At 61.3% G+C, this 21,022-nt stretch carries 21 protein-coding genes; 1 reads left to right on the plus strand and 20 read right to left on the minus strand.

The genetic code is table 11. From position 1 onward, the window contains the following. Positions 1-58: 58 nt before the first annotated feature. The 16 genes from glmS to mnmG form a co-directional block, all read right to left on the minus strand. Complete coding sequence (gene glmS / locus ACZYGA_RS11105; RefSeq protein ID WP_077379814.1) at positions 59-1,906, minus strand: glutamine--fructose-6-phosphate transaminase (isomerizing); 1,848 nt, start codon at positions 1,904-1,906, stop codon at positions 59-61. Between the two features lie 11 nt (positions 1,907-1,917). Continuing rightward, entirely contained in the window at positions 1,918-2,697 is a 780-nt protein-coding gene (locus ACZYGA_RS11110; protein WP_077379812.1) for a DeoR/GlpR family DNA-binding transcription regulator, read from the minus strand. 208 nt (positions 2,698-2,905) lie between these two features. After that, a complete protein-coding gene (gene glmU / locus ACZYGA_RS11115; RefSeq protein ID WP_479399202.1) occupies positions 2,906-4,276 on the minus strand; it encodes a bifunctional UDP-N-acetylglucosamine diphosphorylase/glucosamine-1-phosphate N-acetyltransferase GlmU in 1,371 nt (456 codons plus the stop codon). Positions 4,277-4,602: 326 nt separating this feature from the next. Then, complete coding sequence (locus ACZYGA_RS11120; RefSeq protein WP_054556360.1) at positions 4,603-5,025, minus strand: F0F1 ATP synthase subunit epsilon; 423 nt, start codon at positions 5,023-5,025, stop codon at positions 4,603-4,605. 29 nt (positions 5,026-5,054) lie between these two features. Further along, positions 5,055-6,428, minus strand: coding sequence for a F0F1 ATP synthase subunit beta (gene atpD / locus ACZYGA_RS11125; protein WP_479399203.1), 1,374 nt, complete (start codon positions 6,426-6,428; stop codon positions 5,055-5,057). A gap of 56 nt (positions 6,429-6,484) precedes the next feature. Continuing rightward, positions 6,485-7,351 carry a F0F1 ATP synthase subunit gamma gene (gene atpG / locus ACZYGA_RS11130; protein ID WP_065392631.1) on the minus strand — a complete coding sequence of 289 codons (867 nt, stop codon included), beginning with the start codon at positions 7,349-7,351 and terminating at the stop codon, positions 6,485-6,487. A gap of 67 nt (positions 7,352-7,418) precedes the next feature. Beyond that, entirely contained in the window at positions 7,419-8,963 is a 1,545-nt protein-coding gene (gene atpA, locus ACZYGA_RS11135) for a F0F1 ATP synthase subunit alpha (protein WP_065392630.1), read from the minus strand. 16 nt (positions 8,964-8,979) lie between these two features. Further along, positions 8,980-9,522, minus strand: a complete 543-nt coding sequence (locus ACZYGA_RS11140) for a F0F1 ATP synthase subunit delta (protein WP_077379805.1) — start codon at positions 9,520-9,522, stop codon at positions 8,980-8,982. A gap of 13 nt (positions 9,523-9,535) precedes the next feature. Beyond that, the gene (locus ACZYGA_RS11145; protein ID WP_065392628.1) at positions 9,536-10,006 is read right to left on the minus strand and encodes a F0F1 ATP synthase subunit B; all 471 of its coding nucleotides are present in this window, start codon (positions 10,004-10,006) and stop codon (positions 9,536-9,538) included. Positions 10,007-10,070: 64 nt separating this feature from the next. Then, positions 10,071-10,319 carry a F0F1 ATP synthase subunit C gene (atpE, locus tag ACZYGA_RS11150; protein ID WP_011508579.1) on the minus strand — a complete coding sequence of 83 codons (249 nt, stop codon included), beginning with the start codon at positions 10,317-10,319 and terminating at the stop codon, positions 10,071-10,073. Positions 10,320-10,419: 100 nt separating this feature from the next. Beyond that, the gene (gene atpB / locus ACZYGA_RS11155) at positions 10,420-11,283 is read right to left on the minus strand and encodes a F0F1 ATP synthase subunit A (RefSeq protein ID WP_077379803.1); all 864 of its coding nucleotides are present in this window, start codon (positions 11,281-11,283) and stop codon (positions 10,420-10,422) included. A 9-nt stretch (positions 11,284-11,292) separates the two neighbouring features. Next, a complete protein-coding gene (locus ACZYGA_RS11160) occupies positions 11,293-11,697 on the minus strand; it encodes an ATP synthase subunit I (protein ID WP_077380014.1) in 405 nt (134 codons plus the stop codon). Between the two features lie 392 nt (positions 11,698-12,089). Beyond that, complete coding sequence (locus ACZYGA_RS11165) at positions 12,090-13,055, minus strand: ParB/RepB/Spo0J family partition protein (protein ID WP_084209564.1); 966 nt, start codon at positions 13,053-13,055, stop codon at positions 12,090-12,092. Positions 13,056-13,073: 18 nt separating this feature from the next. Beyond that, entirely contained in the window at positions 13,074-13,841 is a 768-nt protein-coding gene (locus ACZYGA_RS11170) for a ParA family protein (protein WP_077379799.1), read from the minus strand. Between the two features lie 148 nt (positions 13,842-13,989). Beyond that, positions 13,990-14,640 (minus strand): 16S rRNA (guanine(527)-N(7))-methyltransferase RsmG, encoded by a 651-nt coding sequence (gene rsmG, locus ACZYGA_RS11175; RefSeq protein ID WP_077379797.1) that lies wholly within the window; start codon positions 14,638-14,640, stop codon positions 13,990-13,992. Further along, positions 14,637-16,559, minus strand: coding sequence for a tRNA uridine-5-carboxymethylaminomethyl(34) synthesis enzyme MnmG (gene mnmG, locus ACZYGA_RS11180; RefSeq protein WP_077379795.1), 1,923 nt, complete (start codon positions 16,557-16,559; stop codon positions 14,637-14,639). Before mnmG ends, rsmG begins: the two co-directional genes overlap by 4 nt. A 1,065-nt stretch (positions 16,560-17,624) precedes the next feature. Between mnmG and ACZYGA_RS11185 the strand changes: the two genes are divergently transcribed. Next, positions 17,625-17,906, plus strand: coding sequence for a hypothetical protein (locus ACZYGA_RS11185; protein ID WP_404626175.1), 282 nt, complete (start codon positions 17,625-17,627; stop codon positions 17,904-17,906). Between the two features lie 41 nt (positions 17,907-17,947). On the opposite strand, the gene ACZYGA_RS11190 is transcribed toward ACZYGA_RS11185, so the two are convergent. The 4 genes from ACZYGA_RS11190 to erpA form a co-directional block, all read right to left on the minus strand. Beyond that, positions 17,948-18,694, minus strand: coding sequence for an amino acid ABC transporter ATP-binding protein (locus ACZYGA_RS11190; RefSeq protein WP_479399205.1), 747 nt, complete (start codon positions 18,692-18,694; stop codon positions 17,948-17,950). A 94-nt stretch (positions 18,695-18,788) separates the two neighbouring features. Further along, positions 18,789-19,460 carry an amino acid ABC transporter permease gene (locus ACZYGA_RS11195; RefSeq protein WP_077379791.1) on the minus strand — a complete coding sequence of 224 codons (672 nt, stop codon included), beginning with the start codon at positions 19,458-19,460 and terminating at the stop codon, positions 18,789-18,791. A gap of 157 nt (positions 19,461-19,617) precedes the next feature. Continuing rightward, complete coding sequence (locus ACZYGA_RS11200) at positions 19,618-20,379, minus strand: transporter substrate-binding domain-containing protein (RefSeq protein ID WP_479399206.1); 762 nt, start codon at positions 20,377-20,379, stop codon at positions 19,618-19,620. A 206-nt stretch (positions 20,380-20,585) separates the two neighbouring features. Next, positions 20,586-20,939, minus strand: coding sequence for an iron-sulfur cluster insertion protein ErpA (erpA, locus tag ACZYGA_RS11205; RefSeq protein WP_077379786.1), 354 nt, complete (start codon positions 20,937-20,939; stop codon positions 20,586-20,588). Positions 20,940-21,022 lie beyond the last annotated feature (83 nt).

The raw sequence follows: 21,022 nt of genomic DNA on the forward strand, positions 1-21,022 counted from the left end.
TGAGACTGAGCTCATCTGCTGCTGCGCCAGACATGACGCAGCCGTCTTGCATCGCGGATCACTCGACCGTGACGCTCTTGGCCAGGTTGCGCGGCTGATCGACATCGGTGCCCTTGAGCACGGCGACATGGTAGGACAGCAGCTGCAGCGGCAGAGTGTAGAGAATCGGTGCCAGCACTTCGCTGACATGTGGCATGCGCAGCACGCGCACGCCTTCGCTCTCTTCGAGACTGATGTTCTCGTCAGCGAAGACGAACAGCTCCCCGCCACGTGCACGCACTTCCTGCAGGTTCGACTTGAGCTTCTCGAGCAGCTCGTCGTTGGGTGCCACCGCGACCACCGGCATGTCGGCATCCACCAGCGCCAACGGGCCGTGCTTCAGCTCGCCCGCCGGATAGGCCTCGGCGTGGATATAGGAGATTTCCTTGAGCTTGAGCGCGCCTTCCAGCGCGATGGGGAACTGGGTGCCACGCCCGAGGAACAGCGCGTTGTGCTTGTCAGCGAAGGCCTCTGAGAGACGCTCGATCTCGCTGTCCATGGCCAATGCCTTGGTGACCAGTGACGGCAGCTGACGCAGCTCACGCACCACCTCGGCTTCTCCGGCCTCATCGCCACCCCGCACGCGACGCAGCGACAGCGTCAGCAGCATCAGACCGACCAGCTGGGTGGTGAAGGCCTTGGTGGAGGCGACGCCGATTTCCGGTCCGGCCATGGTCATCAGGCTGAGGTCCGATTCACGCACCAGCGAGCTGCCCGGGACGTTGCAGATCGCCAGACTGCCGAGGAAGCCGCCCAGCGACTGGGCATAGCGCAGTGCGGACAGCGTGTCGGCGGTCTCGCCGGACTGGGACAGGGTGACGAACAGGGTGCCATCGGCCACCACCACCGGACGGTAGCGGAACTCGGAGGCGACCTCGACCGCCGCCGGAATGCCGGCCAGACGCTCGATCCAGTAACGCGCCACCATGCCGGCGTGGTAGCTGGTACCACAGGCGACGATCTGCACCTGCTTGACCTGACGGAAGAGATTTTCCGCCTCGCTGCCGAAGCTGCGCACCAGCACGTGATCACCGTTCAGGCGACCTTCCAGCGTGGCAGCCAGCACACGGGACTGCTCGTGGATTTCCTTGAGCATGAAGTGGCGATAGTCGCCCTTGGAGGCGGCATCCTGCGCGTGCTCGAAGGTCTGGACCGGGCGCTCGTTGGCCTCGGTGATCAGACGCTCGCCCTGCTCGAAGATCTCGATCTGCTCGGCGGTCATGCGCACCAGATCGCCTTCCTTGAGATAGATGAAGCGATCGGTGACCTGCAGCAGCGCCAGCTGATCGGAGGCCAGGAAGTGCTCGTCGATCCCGACACCGATCACCAGCGGGCTGCCCTGACGCGCGCCGATCAGCACGTCCGGCTGGGCACGATGCACCACGCCCAGCGCGAAGGCGCCATCCAGCAGGGCGACGGCCTTCTGAACGGCGGTCAGCAGGTCCTGGCTCAGGGTGTATTCACGTGCCAGCAGGTGGGCGACCACCTCGGTGTCGGTCTCGGAGGTGAAGACATACCCCTGACCTTGCAGCTCGCGCTTGAGCGTCTCGTAATTCTCGATGATGCCGTTGTGGACCACGGCCAGGCTGTCACCGGACTGGTGCGGGTGAGCATTGGCTTCACTCGGCGCCCCATGCGTGGCCCAGCGAGTGTGAGCGATACCCACGCGTCCCTTGAGCGGTGATTCTTCGAGACGCTCCTGCAACGCCGCGACCTTGCCCAGCGCACGCACGCGATTCAAGCGGCCCTCTTCGGACAGCACGGCCATGCCGGCACTGTCATAGCCACGGTATTCGAGGCGGTGCAGACCCTCGAGCAGGATGTTCTGGACGTTACGACTGGCGACGGCGCCTACGATGCCACACATGAGCAATCTCCTTATGCTGTTGCTGGCGCCACGAGCGGGGCGATCAACACCTCGACTCCATGAGCGCGAATCTGGTCACGCGCAGCATCAGGCAACGCGTCATCGGTTATCAGGGTACTGATGCTGGACCAGGCCAGCTCCAGGTTGGGAATGCGACGACCCAGCTTGTGGGATTCCGCCATCACCACGACTTCTCGCGACACCTCGGCCATCACGCGTGACAGGCCGATCAGCTCATTGAAGGTGGTAGTGCCACGTTCGAGGTCCAGACCATCCGCGCCGAGGAAGACCTGGTCGAAGTCGTAGCTGCGCAGCACCTGCTCCGCCACCTGTCCCTGGAAGGAATCGGAGTGCGGATCCCAGGTACCACCGGTCATCAGCAATACCGGCTCGTTTTCCAGCTCACGAATGGCATTGGCCACGCTCAGCGAGTTGGTCATCACGATCAGGTCATCACGCCCCTTGAGCTCGGGGATCAGCACCACCGTGGTGGTACCGCTGTCGATGATGATGCGCTGATGGGCGCCGATACGGCTGGCTGCCAGGCGGGCAATGGCCTGCTTGGCGGCACTGACCGGTTCGTCATGCACCAGCAGTTCACGCGGCATGGCCACGGCGCCGCCGTAGCGCCTGAGCAGCAGGCCGCTCTTCTCGAGAAAGGCCAGATCCTTGCGGATGGTGACCTCGGAAGTGGCGAGTTCCCGCGCCAGTGCCTCGACACTGACTTCACCGTCACGTCCCAGTTGTTCGAGGATCTGGTGACGCCGTTGTGGTGTCAGACGCTTGGACATCAGGGCCCCCTATAAAGTTTCGAAACGAAAGATAAGTGAGGCATAACGAAACATCAAGTGAAAGACGAGACAGGATGAGACGATTCATTCCTGCACGCCGTTCCACAGAGCTGACCGCGATGACAAAACGGGGAGACACCTGTCGGTGCCTCCCCGTTTCTGATGCCCACCTTCACTCACCAGCAAGCATCGCGACTGAAGCTGCCGTTCACTTCTTGGTCGGACGCGGCCATTCCGGCTTGTCGATACGCTTGCCACGCGCCACGCTCAACGCGCCTTCGGCGACATCGCGGCTCAGGGTCGAGCCAGCGCCCACGGTGGCACCCGCGCCGATCTTGAGCGGCGCCACCAGCGCGGAGTTGGAGCCGATGAAGGCATTGTCACCAATTTCGGTTCGGAACTTGTTGGCACCGTCATAGTTGCAGGTGATGGTGCCGGCACCGACGTTGACCGCCTCGCCGAGGGAGGCATCACCGACATAGCTCAGGTGATTGATCTTGGCGTTCACGCCCACCTGGGCATTCTTGGTCTCGACGAAGTTGCCGATGCGCGCGCCGCGCGCCAGTTCGGTTCCAGGACGCAGACGTGCGAAGGGCCCGACATTGTTGTCACCTTCCAATACCGCACCATCGATGACGCTATGCGGCGCGATGTTGGCGCCGGCACCGATGGTGGCATTGCGGATCACGCAGTGGGCGCCGATGACCACGTCATCTCCGAGACTCACTTCGCCCTCGAAGACACAACCGACGTCGATGCTGATATCGGTACCGATGGACAGCTTGCCGCGCACGTCGATGCGCGCCGGGTCCGCCAGGCTGGCACCTTCGGTCATCAGGCGGTTGGCTTCACGACGCTGGAAGGCGCGCTCGAGATCGGCCAGCTGCAGACGATTGTTGACGCCCTGCACTTCCTCGACCGCCGCCGGCTGGGCGGTGGCGATGTTGACACCTTCGCTGGCCGCCATGGCGATGATGTCGGTCAGGTAGTACTCGCCCTGGGCGTTGTCGGCGGACAGCGCAGGCAGCCAGCGCTTGAGCTGGGCACCGGTGGTGGCGAGGATACCGGTGTTGCCTTCCTGGATGGCCAGCTGCTCCGGCGTGGCATCCTTGTGCTCGACGATGGCGCTGACGCGACCTTCGCTATCGCGCACGATACGACCATAGCCTGTCGGGTCTTCCAGAATCACCGTCAGCAGGCCCAGAGTCTGCTCACTGACTTCGGCCAGCAGCGCCTCGAGGGTCTCGCGACGAATCAGCGGCACATCGCCATACAGGATCAGCACCTTGCCATCGCCGATGGCTTCCAGTGACTGGGCCACGGCGTGACCGGTGCCCTTCTGCTCTGCCTGAACGGCAAAACTCGCGCCGGTGTCGGCCAGCTGCTGCTGCACACGCTCACCACCATGACCGATGACGACATTCAGATGCGCACCGTCCAGGCCTGCAGCGGTGTCAGCCACATGACGCACCATCGCCTTGCCTGCCAACGGGTGCAGCACCTTCGGCAATTTGGAACGCATGCGGGTGCCCTGGCCTGCGGCAAGAATGACGACGTCGGTACGCTCTGCACTGCTCATCGGTGAACTCCTGTAGAAAGCGGGTCTTCATACCTGAAGCCCCTGAAAATAATGGCGCCATCATAGCAGCTGAACCCTGAGCTGCCAGTGACGAGGTTTACCCACGGCCCTGTCGCCGAGAACAGACCCGCGAAAGCATCAGTCGCCCGCAAGACACCTGAGCCATCTCTCCGATGGGCTCGGCACCCTTCCTGATGAGCCCGGTCAGTCCCCGGCGTCAAAGGGACGACCTTCGATGGCTAGAGGCATCAGTCCTCTCGGGCATAAAAAAAGGCGACCCGAAGGTCGCCTCTTTCCTGTCACTGGCCGTCATGGCCCAGTGCATCTCAGCGCGTGTGACGACGCATCTGCTGCACGGTGCGCAGCTTGGCCATCGCCTCGGCCAGTTCGGCCGTGGCGCGTGAGTATTCCAGTTCGGAAGCCTGATCGTTCATGGCCTTCAAGGCCACTTCCTTGGCTTCCTGGGCTGCCGCCTCATCCAGATCGTCGGCACGTACTGCGGTGTCGGCGAGGACTGAAACGAGGTTCGGCTGCACTTCGAGGAATCCACCACTGACGTAGTAGATTTCCTCGGCCCCACCCTGACGCTGAACGCGAATCGGGCCGGGTTGCAGCTCGGTCAGCAGCGGTGCGTGACCCGGCATGATGCCGAGGTCACCTTCGCTGCCGGCAGCCACGAGACGCTCGACCAGGCCGGAAAAGATGCCTTTCTCAGCGCTGACGATGTCGCAATGGACGCTCATAGCCATACCTGTTTCCTCATGCCTGAACAGGGAAATTACATGCCCTTGGCTTTCTCGACAGCTTCGTCGATGGTGCCGACCATGTAGAACGCCTGCTCCGGCAGTGCGTCATATTCGCCGTCCAGGATACCCTGGAAGCCGCGGATGGTGTCCTTGAGGGACACGTACTTGCCCGGCGCGCCGGTGAAGATTTCCGCCACGAAGAACGGCTGTGACAGGAAGCGCTGGATCTTGCGCGCACGTGCCACGGTCTGCTTGTCTTCGTCAGACAGCTCGTCCATCCCGAGGATGGCGATGATGTCCTTCAGCTCCTTGTAGCGCTGCAACACACCCTGAACGTTACGGGCAGTGTTGTAGTGCTCCTCGCCGACGACCAGCGGGTCGAGCTGACGAGAGGTGGAGTCGAGCGGGTCAACGGCCGGATAGATACCCAGCTCGGCAATCTGACGAGACAGTACGACAGTCGCGTCAAGGTGCGAGAAGGTGGTCGCCGGAGATGGGTCGGTCAAGTCATCCGCGGGGACGTAGACGGCCTGCACGGAAGTGATCGAGCCGGTCTTGGTAGAAGTGATGCGCTCCTGCAGGACGCCCATCTCTTCCGCCAGTGTCGGCTGATAACCCACCGCGGACGGCATACGACCCAGCAGTGCGGACACTTCGGTCCCTGCCAGGGTGTAACGATAGATGTTGTCGACGAACAGCAGAACGTCACGACCTTCGTCACGGAACTTCTCGGCGATGGTCAGGCCGGTCAGTGCTACGCGCAGACGGTTGCCGGGCGGCTCGTTCATCTGACCGTAGACCAGGGCAACCTTGTCGAGAACGTTGGATTCCTTCATTTCGTGGAAGAAATCGTTACCTTCACGAGTACGCTCACCCACGCCCGCGAACACGGAGTAACCGCTGTGCTCGGTGGCGATGTTACGGATCAGCTCCATCATGTTGACGGTCTTGCCGACACCGGCGCCGCCGAACAGGCCGACCTTGCCGCCCTTGGCGAACGGGCAGACCAGGTCGATGACCTTGATGCCGGTTTCCAGCAGCTCGTTTGATGCTGCCTGTTCCGCGAAGCTCGGGGCTGCACGGTGGATCGGCATGTGCTCATCCGCACCCACGTCACCCGCTTCATCGATCGGCTGACCCAGCACGTTCATGATGCGACCCAGAGTCGCCGTGCCGACCGGCACGGAGATCGGAGCACCAGTGCTCTCAACTACGAGACTGCGCTTGAGGCCTTCGGTCGAACCCATTGCGATAGTTCGGACCACGCCGTCGCCCAGCTGCTGCTGGACTTCGAGTACGGTCTCGCTATCGGCGACGTTCAGGGCGTCGTAGACCTTGGGCACTGCGTCCCGCGGAAACTCGACGTCAATCACCGCGCCGATGATTTGTACGATACGTCCGCTCATTCCTGGTTCCTCTTAAACCTGCGATTGAAACCTGCTTGCCTGTTGCCACGCTGTCATCAGACGGCGGCGGCACCGGATACGATCTCGGAGATTTCCTGAGTGATCGCTGCCTGGCGGGCCTTGTTGTAGACCAGCTGGAGGTCGTCGATCAGGTCGCCGGCGTTATCGGTCGCACTCTTCATTGCGATCATTCGCGCTGCCTGTTCGCAGGCGATGTTCTCGACCACGGCCTGATAGACCTGGGCCTCGACATAGCGCTTGAGCAGCTTGTCGAGCAACGAGACGGCATCCGGCTCATACAGGTAGTCCCATGTAGTGGGACCGGTTTCTTCGTCGTTCTGATCAGCTTCGAGAGGAAGCAGCTGACGCACGACCGGCTTCTGCGTCATGGTGTTGACGAACTCGTTGAACACCACGTACAGACGGTCGAGGCTGCCCTCGTCGAATGCGTCCAGCATGGCCTTGACGCTACCGATCAGATCCTGGGTACCCGGGGAATCCCCGAGACCGGACTTGGCGGCAAGCAGGTTGCCACCGTAGTTGCGGAAGAAGGTACCGGCCTTGGAGCCGAGGGCACAGAAGTCCACCTCGACACCCTGGTCGCGCCAGCTCTTCGCATGCTTGGTGACAGCCTTGAACAGATTGGCGTTCAGGCCACCACACAGGCCGCGATCACTGGAGACCACGATATAACCGACACGCTTCACATCGCGTTCCATCAGATACGGATGGCGATATTCCGGGTTGGCCCGGGCGATGTGTCCTACAACCTTGCGGATCTGATGGGCATAAGGCTGGCTGGCCGCCATGCGATCCTGCGCTTTACGCATCTTCGACGCAGCCACCATTTCCATGGCGCTGGTGATCTTTTGCGTATTTTTGATGCTCCCGATCTGGGAGCGAATCTCTTTTGCAGCTGCCATAGCGATCTGCCTTATTCATGCCACCCGAAGGGAAACGACAAGGCCCGGACTGGCCGGGCCATGTCACTTACCAGCTCTGGGTCGCCTTGAACTTCTCGACGCCAGCCTTGAGACCATTCTTGATCTCGTCATCGTAGCCGCCGGACTGATTGATCTTGTCCAGAAGATCCGCGTGCTCGGAGCGCATGTAGTCAAGCAGCGCTTTCTCGAAGCCCAGCACCTTGGCGACTTCGACGTCGTCCAGGTAGCCTTCGTTGGCCGCGAACAGCGAGATCGCCATGTCGGCCACGGACATCGGAGAGTACTGCTTCTGCTTCATGAGCTCGGTGACACGCTGACCGTGCTCGAGCTGCTTGCGGGTCGCTTCGTCCAGATCGGAGGCGAACTGCGAGAAGGCTGCCAGTTCACGGTACTGAGCCAGTGCCAGACGCACACCACCACCCAACTTCTTGATGATCTTGGTCTGGGCAGCACCACCGACACGGGAAACAGACAGACCCGCGTTGATGGACGGACGGATACCGGAGTTGAACAGGCTGGTCTCGAGGAAGATCTGACCGTCGGTGATGGAGATCACGTTGGTCGGAACGAACGCGGAGACGTCGCCACCCTGGGTCTCGATGATCGGCAGCGCGGTCAGGGAGCCGGTCTTGCCTTTCACTTCACCCTTGGTGAACTGCTCGACATAATCGGCGTTGACGCGTGCAGAACGCTCAAGCAGACGGGAGTGGAGATAGAAGACATCACCCGGGTAGGCTTCACGGCCCGGCGGACGCTTGAGCAGCAGGGAGATCTGACGATACGCCCATGCCTGCTTGGTCAGATCGTCATAGACGATCATCGCGTCTTCGCCGCGGTCGCGGAAGTACTCGCCCATGGTGCAACCGGCGTACGGTGCCAGGAACAGCATGGCAGCCGGGTCGGAGGCACCAGCCGCGACGATGATGGTGTGTTCCATCGCGCCGTGCTCTTCGAGCTTGCGCACGACGTTGGCGATGGTGGACTGCTTCTGGCCGACGGCGACGTAGACGCAGGTAATGCCCTTGCCCTTCTGATTGATGATGGCATCAATCGCGATGGCGGACTTACCGATCTGGCGGTCACCGATGATCAGCTCACGCTGACCACGGCCGATCGGCACCATGGCATCGATGGACTTCAGACCAGTCTGCACCGGCTGGTCGACCGGCTCACGGGCGATGACGCCCGGAGCGACCTTCTCGACCGCGTCAGTCAGCTTGGCGTCGATCGGGCCTTTGCCGTCAATCGGGTTACCCAGAGCATCGACCACACGGCCGACCATTTCCGGACCCACCGGCACTTCGAGAATGCGACCGGTGCACTGCGCGGTCATGCCTTCTTCGAGTTGCAGGTAGTCGCCCAGGACGACAGCGCCGACGCTATCACGCTCAAGGTTGAGCGCCATACCGAAGACGCCACCCGGGAATTCAATCATCTCACCGAACATGACGTCTGCGAGGCCGTGGATCTGCACGATGCCGTCGGAGACGCTGACGATGGTGCCCTGATTACGGGCTTCGGATGCGACGTCAAGCTTTTCGATACGCTGCTTGATGATGTCGCTGATCTCGGAAGGATTCAGTTGCTGCATGCCATGTCCCTCGGACTCAGGAGTTCAGTGCTTCGGAAAGCCGGGCCAGCTTGCCGCGCACGGAGCCGTCAATGACGGTATCTCCGGCACGGATGATGACGCCGCCGAGCAGCGTACTATCCACCTGAGTGGTAATGGAGATGTCGCGGTTCAGACGCTTGCGCAGGGCGGTGGCGAGCTTCTCTTCCTGCTCGCTTTCCAGTGCAAAGGCGGACACCAGGGTCACCTCGACACGCTGTTCCTGCTCGGCCTTCTGGGCCTCGAACAATTCGGCCACGGAGGGCAGGGCCGCGAGGCGGTCCTGCTCACCGAGAGTCCGGATGAAGTTGCGTGCGTTGTCGTCCAACGCGTCGCCGCACACGTCAATGAAGGTGTCGACCTTGTGCTCGGTAGAGAGCTTCGGGTTGTCGAGCACCGCCTTGACGGTCGCGTCGACAGCGACGTTCGCCGCTGTCGACAACATTCCGGACCAGGCCTCTAGCGCCTGCTGGCCGCGTGCAAACTCGAACGCCGCCTTGGCGTACGGGCGAGCCGCGGTGGAGGTAGACGTTTCAGCCATGGAATCAGTCTCCTCAGAGCTCAGCAGCGAGTTTGTCAATCAGCTCGCGGTGCTTGGCTTCGTCGATGGAGGATTCCAGGATGCGCTCTGCACCGATCACTGCCAGAGATGCGACCTGACCACGGAGCTCGTCCTTGGCCTGGTTGATCTCCTGGGTGATCTCTGCGCGCGCCTGAGCGACCATACGCTCGCCTTCGGCACGGGCAGCTTCACGAGCTTCCTCGATCATCTGGTTGGAACGCTTGTGCGCCTGCTCAATGATGCTTGCTGCTTCTTCCTTGCTTTCCCGCAGTGTCTCGCTGGCTTTTTCCTGCGCCAGTTCGAGGTCACGGGTAGCACGGCTGGCAGCATCCAGACCATCTGCAATCTTCTTCTGACGTTCTGCCAGAGCCTGTGTGACCGGCGGCCAGACATACTTCATGCAGAAGAAAACGAAGACCGCAAAGGCGATGGCCTGACCAATCAGGGTTAAGTTCAGATTCACGCCAGCACCTCTCGCTTCACGATTGTTGGGTCATAAACACGGTTGGCCTGTGGCCAGCCGATGTTTAACCGACAAACGGGTTGGCGAAGGTGAAGAACAGCGCGATACCGACACCGATCATGGTCACGGCATCCAGCAGCCCAGCGACGATGAACATCTTGACCTGCAGCTGCGGGATCATTTCCGGCTGACGCGCGGCGCCTTCCAGGAACTTGCCACCGAGGATACCGAAACCGATGGCGGTGCCCAGGGCGCCCAGACCGATCAGCAGGGAGACGGCGATAGCGGTCATGCCAAGAACTTGTGCTTCCATTGTGGAACTCCAGTTTTAGTCAAGTTTAAGTCAAGGGTTGAGGGTGTGAGCAGAGCTCGGAAATCTTGCCCCGCGCCACGAATGGCACGGGGCGGGTACATCAGTGATCTTCGCTGGCCATGCTCAGATAGACGATGGTCAGCATCATGAAGATGAATGCCTGCAAGGTGATGACCAGGATATGGAAGACTGCCCACGGGAAGTGGAGCGGCAGCTGCCAGATACCGACCAGCGAGATCAGAATGAAGATCAACTCGCCTGCATACATGTTACCGAACAGACGCAGCGCCAGAGAGATCGGCTTGGCGATCAGCGTCACGAATTCAAGCAGGAAGTTGACCGGGATCAGCGCGATCTGTGCCAACTTGTTCGGGGTATTGAACGGGTGCAGCGTCAGTTCGGCCACGAAGCCCTTGAGGCCCTTGACGCGAATGGAGTAGAAGATGATCAGCGCGAACACGGACAGTGACATGCCCAGTGTGGCGTTGATGTCGGTGGACGGTACCACCTTGAAGAACACGTGAGCCGGATCGGCGCCGAACATCTCGCCAACCTTGGCAGCAACGCCCGGCAGCCAGTCGACGGGGACCAGGTCCATCAGGTTCATCAGGAAGATCCAGCAGAAGATCGTCAGCGACAGCGGCGCGATCAAGCGGGAACGACCGTGGAAGGTCTCCTTGACGGACTGATCGACGAACTCGACCATCAGCTCGACGAAGTTCTGCAGACCACTCGGCACGCCGGTGGTCGCGGACTTGGCGACCTTGCGGAACAGGCACAGGAAGATCAGACCCAGCCCGATGGACCAGCCCATGGTGTCCAGATGGATGGCCCAGAAGCCCATGTCGGAGGCTTCCTGGGCACTGTGCGCCATGGACCACCCGTGTTCGGGGTGGTTACCGAACGTCAGATTCTGCAGGTGGTGCTGAATATATTCGGAGGGACTCGGGTTGGTGCCTGCCATTACTCTGCCTCAGGTTCGTGTGTACGGTGTTCGCTTCACCAGCCAGGGGCCCAGCCAGTGAACCGCCATTGCCGCCACGTAAGCGCAAAAAAATAAAGCGGGGTTTGAGGGCGGCACTGCAATGAAGAAGAATGCAAACAATACGGCCGTCAAACCGAACTTACCGGCCTCAGCCTGATAGAAGGCCTTGACCATCGCCTGGGCGTAACGTGCACCCGTCACGCGCAATGAACGCCAGGCAAAGAACAGGTTGGGCAGCAGGCAGACCAGGCCACCACACAGGGCAGACAATGCCGCGCCGCTTCCCTTGCTCACCCAGGACAGGAGTACGGCACACAGAATCACCAGCGCCTGGCCCCAGAGAAGTCGCGCGACCTGAGGGCGTCGCAAGGCAGCGGGTGTCGTCTTGTGCATCGTGAACCTGTCCATCGCAGTGATGACTCTCGCCAATCCCTGTCACTGCGCATCCTGCAGCCGGGGAGCAAACTCGCCGGATTATAGGGGAGCGCCGCATCGCCATCAACCAAACTGCCGGCTAAATTCCTTGATCTTTCGCAAGCTTACGACCAAAGCCTCACCATCTTGCGTGAAACAGATGACAGTTGGCTTACGTTGACAGTCGCTTGCGATGCAGGCGACGTAGGGTTGCGCCTATCACAACCCGCCGTCAAGACGATCTTGCCGCTCCGGTCAGAGAAACGCACTTCGTGGCCCTGCGACAATGCGTCACAGGGCCACGAAAACGACCAGAGAAGCACGGAAAGATTCGATGTCAGCCGATCACCTGCACCGAAGGCACGCCATGCCTAGTGGATATGACCGAGAATGCCATCCAGCTCATCCAGGCTGGTATAGGAGATGGTGACCTTGCCCTTGCCGCTCTTGCCATGACGGATATTGACCGCCGCCCCCAACTGCTCTGACAGCCGGGTCTCCAGGCGCTGGATGTCCGCATCTGGCCTGGGCGCGGAAGGCTTGGTCTGCTCTCCTTTCTGCACGCTTTTCACCAGCGCCTCCGTCTGGCGCACGGTCAGCTCACGCTCGACCACCTCATGAGCCAGCTTTCGCTGACGTGCAGGACTGAGCCCGATCAGGGTGCGGGCATGGCCCATGTCCAGCTCACCGCGTTCCAGCAGTGTCTGCACTTCCTGGTCCAGCGTCAGCAGACGCAACAGGTTGGCCACTTGCGCACGTGAGCGACCGACGGCATCCCCGACCTGCTGCTGAGTCAGTTCGAACTCGTCGAGCAGGCGCTTGAGCGCCATGGCCTCTTCGACCGGATTGAGATTCTCGCGCTGGATGTTCTCGATCAGCGCCAGAGCCAGCGCGATCTCGTCACTGATGCCTTCCCGGATGACGGCCGGAATGGTGTCCAGTTCCGCCAGCTGAGACGCCCGCCACCGCCGTTCACCCGCGATGATCTCGTAACGTCCTTCCGCGATGGGCCGCACCACGATGGGCTGCATGACCCCCTGGGCGCGAATGGAATCCGCCAGTTCTTCCAGCGCTTCCGGCTGGATGTCACGCCGCGGCTGGTACTTGCCACGTTGCAACTGCCCCAGTGGCAGGCGCTCGAGGCGCTCGCCGGACAGCACGGCTGCCTCGGCCCCGGTATCCGTCGCACCACCAGCGGCATTCCCGCCGTCGGGCGACAAGGCGTCAGTCGTGGCCGCCGGCAGGGCGCCTTCGGCATCAGATTCGGCATGGCGGCGGCGATTGCCAGCGCCGATCAGGGCATCCAGGCCCCTTCCCAGGGCACGCTTACGCGTCATGGACCTTCCTCGGTGAAGTTACAGCGAGAGACGACGAATCAATTCCTTGGCGAGCACGCGATAGGCCTGGCTGCCACGCGACAGACGCGCGTACTTGGTGACCGGCAGACCATGGCTCGGCGCTTCGGCCACCCGCACGTTGCGTGGAATGGTGGCCTTGATCAGGGTATCGCCAAAGTAATCGGAAAGTTGCTTGCTGACATCGCGGGTCAGACTGTTGCGGGCGTCGTACATGGTGCGCACGATCCCGAACACGTCGAGGGCCGGATTCACGTTGCCCTGTATCTGCTCGACGGTATCCAGCAGCGCTGACAGGCCTTCCAGAGCATAGAACTCGCACTGAAGGGGAATCAGGACGCCATGGGCGGCGGTCAGGGCATTGACGGTCAGCATGTTGAGCGAGGGCGGGCAGTCGATCAGCACCACGTCATATTCCGAGGCGATCGGGGCGAGTGCCTCGGCAAGACGCCGCTCGCGCCCTTCGACATCCAGCAGGTCGACTTCGGCGGCCGTGAGATCGCCATTGCCCGGCAACAGGGCATAGCCGGCATCCGGGCAGTCGAGAATCACGTCGCTGGCCCGCAGTTCACCCAGCAGCACGTCCAGCACGCTGCCTTCCAGGTCATGCTTGTCGATGCCACTGCCCATGGTGGCGTGGCCCTGGGGGTCGAGGTCGATCAGCAATACGCGGCGATCGAGCGCCGCCAGCGAAGCGGCGAGATTGACGGCTGTCGTGGTCTTGCCGACACCACCTTTCTGGTTGGTCAGCGCGATGATCTTGGTCACGAGCGACTTCCTTGGTTCCTTGAGAAGCGGGGCCTTTGGCACCAGCCGCATGCTCACGAGGGCAGATCATGGATCTGCCCTCCCAGAGCCTCAGGCTGCCTGCCTTTTGCGCCCGGCACAATCCCTGCACGCGCCGCGAGACGAGCGGTCAGTCGCGTTTCAAGCGCAGAAGGTGACGTTCACCTTCTTCTCCCGGGACACACAGTCTGAGCGTCTCGACCAGCGAGACACCCGCCGGCAACCGTGCGATCTCGTCATTGGGGATGCGACCTTTCATCGCCAGCCATTCGCCGCCTTCTGCCAGTACGGCGCCTGACAGATTGACGAAGGCGTCGGTATCGGCGAAGGCCCGCGAGATGATCTGCTCGAAGGGCGCGCCATCATAGGCTTCGATACGCACCTGAGTCGGGCTCAGGTTGTTCAGGCCCAGCTCGTGGCCGGCCTGAATCTGGAAACGCACCTTCTTGCCATTCGAATCCAGCGGTACGACAGCGATGTCGGGACGCATGATCGCGATCACGAGACTCGGCAGGCCCGGGCCGGCACCGACGTCCAGCAGGCGTGGCCCGCTGATGTGGGGCAGCACGCTGAGGCTATCCAGCAGATGGCGCGTCACCATCGCCTCCGGCTCACGTACCGCGGTGAGGTTATAGGCGCGATTCCACTTGTGCAACAGCACCAGCAGCGTCATCAGCTGCGCATGCTGCTCATCACTCAGCGCCACTCCCATGGCGCTGGCACCGCGACTGAGCAACTGGGCGCAACGCGCACGCTGCGTCTCGTTGAGCGTCTGACTCATTGCGCGACTCCCGTGTCAGCCGTATCGGTATCTGCTGGAGTCTCCGCCTTGATCAACTGCCGTTTCTTCAAGTGAATCAACAGGATGGAAACCGCTGCTGGCGTGACACCGGAAATGCGGCCTGCCTGGGCAAGCGTCGCCGGGCGCGCTTCATTGAGCTTCTGCTTGATCTCGTTGGACAGGCCATCGACGGAGTCGTAATCGAGACTGGCCGGCAATTCGGTGTGCTCATGACGACGCAGGCGGTCGATCTCTTCCTGCTGACGCTGGATGTAGCCCGCGTACTTGGCGGTGATCTGCACCTGCTCGGCGATGCGCCAGTCGTCGACTCCTTCCCCTTTCAGGCCTGCCACATCCGGATACTCGAGCTCCGGACGCTTGAGCAGCTCCATCAGGCTGGCTTCACGCTTGAGCGGTGAGCTGAGCTTGTCGCTCAGCGGGGCCAGCTCCGGGCTCTTCGGCGTCAGCCAGGTGCTTTGCAGACGAGCGGTCTCGCGCTCGATCGCTTCGCGCTTCTGCTCGAACGCCGCCCAGCGCGCGTCATCGATCAAGCCGAGTTCGCGGCCCTTGGCAGTCAGACGCAGATCCGCATTGTCCTCGCGCAGCAGCAGACGATATTCGGCACGTGAGGTGAACATGCGATACGGCTCGCGAGTGCCGAGGGTGATCAGGTCATCGACCATCACGCCGGTGTAGGCCTCGTCGCGCAGTGGATGCCAGGCCTCGTCGTCAGTGGCGCGCAAGGCGGCGTTGACGCCTGCCAGCAGGCCCTGGGCACCGGCTTCTTCATAGCCGGTGGTGCCGTTGATCTGACCGGCGAAGTACAGATTCTTGATGAAACGCGTCTCCAGGGAGTGATGCAGATCCTGGGGATTGAAGAAATCGTATTCGATGGCGTAGCCGGGACGCGTGATGTGCGCGTTTTCCATGCCACGAATCGAGCGTACCACCTCGAGCTGCGTATCGAAGGGCAGCGAGGTGGAGATGCCATTGGGGTACAGCTCGTGGGTATTCAGGCCTTCCGGCTCGATGAAGACCTGGTGGCTGTTCTTGTCGGCGAAGCGATGCACCTTGTCCTCGATGGACGGGCAGTAACGCGGCCCGATGCCATCGATGACGCCGGAGTACATCGGCGAGCGATCGAGATTGGCGAAGATGATCTCGTGAGTGCGCTCGTTGGTATGCGTGATGAAGCAGTTGACCTGCTCCGGATGCATTTCCCGACTGCCCATGTAGGACATCACCGGGCGCGGTGCGTCACCCGGCTGAGCTTCCATCTTGCTGAAATCGACGCTCTTGGCATCGATGCGCGGCGGGGTACCGGTCTTGAGCCGATCAACCCGGAATGGCAGCTCGCGCAGACGTGACGCCAGGCCATTGGCGGGCGGATCCCCGGCACGTCCACCGGCATGGTGATCCAGGCCGATATGGATCACGCCACCGAGGAAGGTCCCGGTCGCCAGCACCACCGTGGTGGCGTGGAAACGGATGCCGGTCTGGGTGACGACACCCCGTACGGTCTCGCCTTCGACGATCAGGTCTTCCGCACCCTGCTGGAACAGCGTCAGGTTCGGCTGGTTCTCCAGCACGTTGCGAATCGCCGCCTTGTACAGCGCCCGGTCGGCCTGTGCTCGAGTGGCACGTACCGCCGGGCCCTTGCGGGCATTCAGCGTGCGGAACTGGATACCCGCCATGTCGGTTGCCAGGCCCATGGCACCGCCCAGCGCATCGATCTCCTTGACCAGATGGCTCTTGCCGATCCCACCGATGGCGGGATTGCAGGACATCTGCCCCAGGGTCTCGATGTTATGGGTCAGCAGCAGGGTCTGACGGCCCATGCGGGCAGCCGCCAGTGCGGCTTCCGTACCGGCATGACCGCCGCCGATGACGATCACGTCAAAGCGGTTCGGGTAATCCACGTTGGCACCTCGGGGTATCACGAAACTTGGATGAAGCGCTGTTCGCATGGTGGCGAATCAGGCAAATCGGCCAGACACGACGATGACTCGATGTCTGGATGAATCCGGGACTGACGAACGTCATGGCGAAGACAAGGCGCCGCAGACGGCATGAGCTCGACCCGATGGGGAGCCTGCAAGCCAATCGAATGACGTTCGGGCCGCACAGTATAAACCGCCTGTGGGTAAGCGTCAGGAGTTTTCCACAGTGCCATGGCAAGACGTGCCATGCAGTGGACTCGCGGATGTTTCTCTCAGGGCATCAATCACGACAGTGAGTCGAGCCCGTGTCGAGTGTGTGTGGCGTAGGGGATTTTCCCGAGGACTGGGTCGGATCGTCTTGCCGTTCGTTATCCCGAACACCTTGGGAAGTGAGCTTCCTCGAACCCGGTCTTTCGGGGTGTCCGAACGTCCTTCGGGTTTCCGGATAACAAGATTATATAAAGAAAAGAAAAAGGGGTTCTGTTGATGTTGTAACTACTGTTGTGGACAAAATCAGTGGGAAATCGACTTTATCTCTTAAAAATCAGTATCTTACGATGTTGATATAGTTGGGGAGAAAATGCGTGCTACCTGAGGACGCCACCGGTGGCTTCCTGTGGATGAAACACCGCCTTGTCCACAAGCCCAGTTATCCTCGTTTTCATACCGTGCTGGTACCGGACTTTTCTGCCCTGCTGTGCACAAGTGGCCAGTTTACCCACAACCCCTAGTGCTGCAAGGGCTAACGTACAGAAGGCCGCGGATGATGCCGCAAAATGTCCACAGAGGCAAATCGTCTTCACCTCGACACGCCAACTCTGTAGATAGTACGGGGATAAGCCGTGAGTGAATGGCTACGCTGCCCAGCAGTGGTGCCCTGAGAGATACGATGATACTGCTGTGGATAGTTGTTGGCGTGATTGAGGCTTGCATACCGGTGCCTGGCCGGCCAGACGACTCATGGGCTGACATCAGGCGTGTGTTATCACCAGCCACGGCCCCTTGCAGGTGATGTTTCGAGCGCCTTTCGCGTCAGGACATGCGGTGTCAAAGACCGGCCCTTCGGCGACTGATGAAGTGAATCGAGAGCCTCAGCGAGGCTGGGGGCGTGACGTGAGAGGCAGCCAAGGCGGGGCGAATCATCTGATTTCGTTGCATGAAAAAAGCGCGAAATCGTCAGTCGAGATCGAAAAACTTCATTTCGAATGCCAGAACTCCCGTCATTCGGGCCACAACAGACACGTCTATCGCCAGGTGATGCTCTGGATTGGCCAGGAATTGCCTCTTCACGGCGTGGCATTCGGGCAAAAAAAAGCCCCGACCTGACGGTCGGGGCATGGCCTCTCTCAAGAGATGGCAGCGGGGGTTCAGTGCTTGAGAACGCGTGCCAGGAAGCTCTGGGTGCGCGGATGACGAGGGGTGTCGAAGACCTCGCTCGGAGTGCCTTCCTCGACGATGCTGCCCTGGTGGATGAAGACGACGCGATCCGCGACTTCACGCGCGAAGCTCATCTCATGCGTGACGATCATCATCGTCATGCCGTCGCGTGCCAGCTCACGCATCACGTCCAGCACCTCCCCGATCATCTCGGGGTCCAGTGCGGAGGTGGGCTCATCGAACAGCATCAAGCGGGGTTCCATCGCCAGTGAGCGGGCGATGGCGACGCGTTGCTGCTGGCCGCCTGACAGCTGGCCGGGGTACTTGTCGGCCTGCTCGAGAATATTGACCCGCTCGAGCAGCGTGTCGGCCTGTCGCTCGGCGGTCGCCCGGTCACTGCCGCGCACCTTGATGGGGGCCAGGCTGACGTTGTCACGTACCTTCATGTGCGGAAAGAGATTGAACTGCTGGAAGACCATGCCGACTTCGGTGCGAATCGTCTTCAGCGCTCGGTGGCTCTTGCCGTGGGGGATCAAGGACTGTCCGTCCACTTCGATGCTGCCGCCCTGGAACTCCTCGAGGCCATTCACGCAGCGGATCAGCGTCGACTTGCCGGAACCACTGGCGCCGATGATCACCACCACTTCCCCCTGGGCGACCTCGAGATCGATGTCCTTGAGCACATGCAGGCTGCCGAAGTGCTTGTTGATCTTTTGCATGTTCACGATGGCGGTCATCAGGCGCTCCTGGCCGGCGCGAAGGGCTGGCTGATCGGGAAAGAGGAAGAGGGTGTCAGCGCGGTTGTCGCCTGGTGGGAAAGCACGGTAGAGATCATTGGCCCACCAGTCCGCGACGCTCCAGCATCCGTAGCCCGAAGGACAGGCTCAGCGTGATGACGAGGTAGAGCATGGCGACCATGAAGTAGGTTTCCAGCGCGTTGAAGGTGGTGGCAATGTAGATCTGGCCCTGGCGGACCAGCTCACCGACACCGATCACCGAGAACAGCGAGGTGTCCTTGATGGACACGATCCCCTGATTGCCGAGCGCCGGGATCATGCGACGTAGTGCCTGCGGCCAGATGATGTAGCGGAAGGTCTGGGGGGTGGAAAGGCCCAGTGACAGTCCGGCCTCGCGTTGCCCGCGGGCGATGGACTGCACGCCACCGCGCACGATTTCCGAGATATAGGCGGCCGAGTTCAAGGCGATCGCGGCGATGCCGGCGGTCAGGGCATCGATGGGGCCGCCGATGATCTGTGGCAGGCCATAGAAGATGAAGAGCACCTGTACGAGTACCGGGGTGCCACGGAAGATCTCGATATAGGCGGTGGCGACCCAGCGCAGTATCCGGCTGGGGGAGAGGCTCAGCAGGCCGAACAGGATGCCGAGCACGAAGCCGATGGCCAGGCCACCGAAGGAAATGGCGAGGGTCCAGGGGATCCCCTCGAGCAGGTACGGCACGGAGGAAATCGCCGCCTGCCAGTCAAACTGGAATTGAACGTCCACGTGGGGCTCCTTGGCACCATCATCTCGCGCCTCAGGACATGGTGAGGGGGAGCTCGTCAGGACAGACGCCACGGCCATTGGCATGCCGTGGCGTCCGGATGGCAGAAATCATGGTTCGTGGTGAAGAAGGCGTCAGAGAACTCTGGCGAGGATGGCGTTATTCGCTGTCGCTCGGCAGGGCGCCGAACCACTTCTGATAGATCTCGGCGTAGCTACCATCGGACTTCATCTCGGCCAGTGCCTTGTTGGCGGCGTCGGTCCACTCACTGCCCTCGGTGAAGGCGATGCCGTACTGCTGACCTTCATAGAGCGGGCCCACTGTCTTCACGCGACCGTTGCCCTTGGTCTTGGCGAAGTAGCCGACATTGGGAGCGTCATAGAAGACGGCATCGACGCTGCCGGACATCAGTGCCATGTACATGTCGGCGCTGCCGGGATAGGGCGTGATGGTGGAGTCTTCCAGATTGGCGGTGAGATAGTCATAGCTGGTGGAGCCGATCTTGGTGCCGATCTTCTTGCCTTCCAGCCCCTCGATGCCCTCGATGTCGCCATTGTTGGCCGAGGTCAGGATCCGCAGGCCGGAGTCGTAATAGGGGTCGGTGAAGTCGACGATCTTCTCGCGGGCCTCGGTGATGGTGATGCCGGCGATGGCGACATCGACGCTGCCGGTCTGTACGGCCGGGATGATGCCATTGAAGTCCATGGTCTTGAGGTCGATATCGAAACCGGCGCGCTCACCGATGGCGTTGAGGATGTCGATATCGAAGCCGACCATCTTGCCGCTTTCCTGATCGAGCATCTCGAAAGGCACGAAGCTCGGGTCAGTCGCGGCCTTGAGGGTGACGGCATGGGCGGCACTGGCCATCAGGGTGGCGGCCGCGAGACCGGACAGCGAGGCCAGCAGGTGGGATCTACGCATTTTACATGCCTCTTTATATTTAGATTTTAGGATGTAGTGCGTTTTCAGAGTGACGAGAGCACAAGATCCCGTCAAGTCTGCGAGCGCCGCCATGCGGCGGGTTGGCATTCGCAACCTGCTGAGATGGCGAAAAAAAATCGCCCCCTATCGGAAACCGATAGGGGGCGATCAGGTGGCGGCATCGCGCCGGATGTCATGCTGCGCCGTCAGACCATGAAGGACGAACCACAGCCACAGGTGCTGGTGGCATTCGGGTTCTGGATCAGGAAACGCGCCCCGGCCAGACCTTCCTCGTAGTCGATCGTCGAGCCGACCAGATACTGGTAGGACAGCGGGTCGATCACGACCGCGGCTTCGCCCAGCTCGACCACGGTGTCGTCCTCAGCCATGTCGGTGGCGATATCGAAACCGTACTGGAAGCCGGAACAACCACCGCCAGTGACGTAGACCCTGAGACGCAGCTCCGGGTTGGCTTCTTCCGCGCGCAGCGCAGCGATCCGGGCCTTGGCGCTCTCGGATAGATACAGCGGCGTGGGGATGAAGCTTTGTGCTTCGCTCATGCGGGCCTCCTCGAAGGAGTCGGAGGCCGGGCGCTGAAGACAGCGCCCGGCACGGTATAGAGAACGGAATGCTGCCTATTATC

The sequence above is a fragment of the Cobetia sp. BL01 genome, from assembly GCF_056493605.1.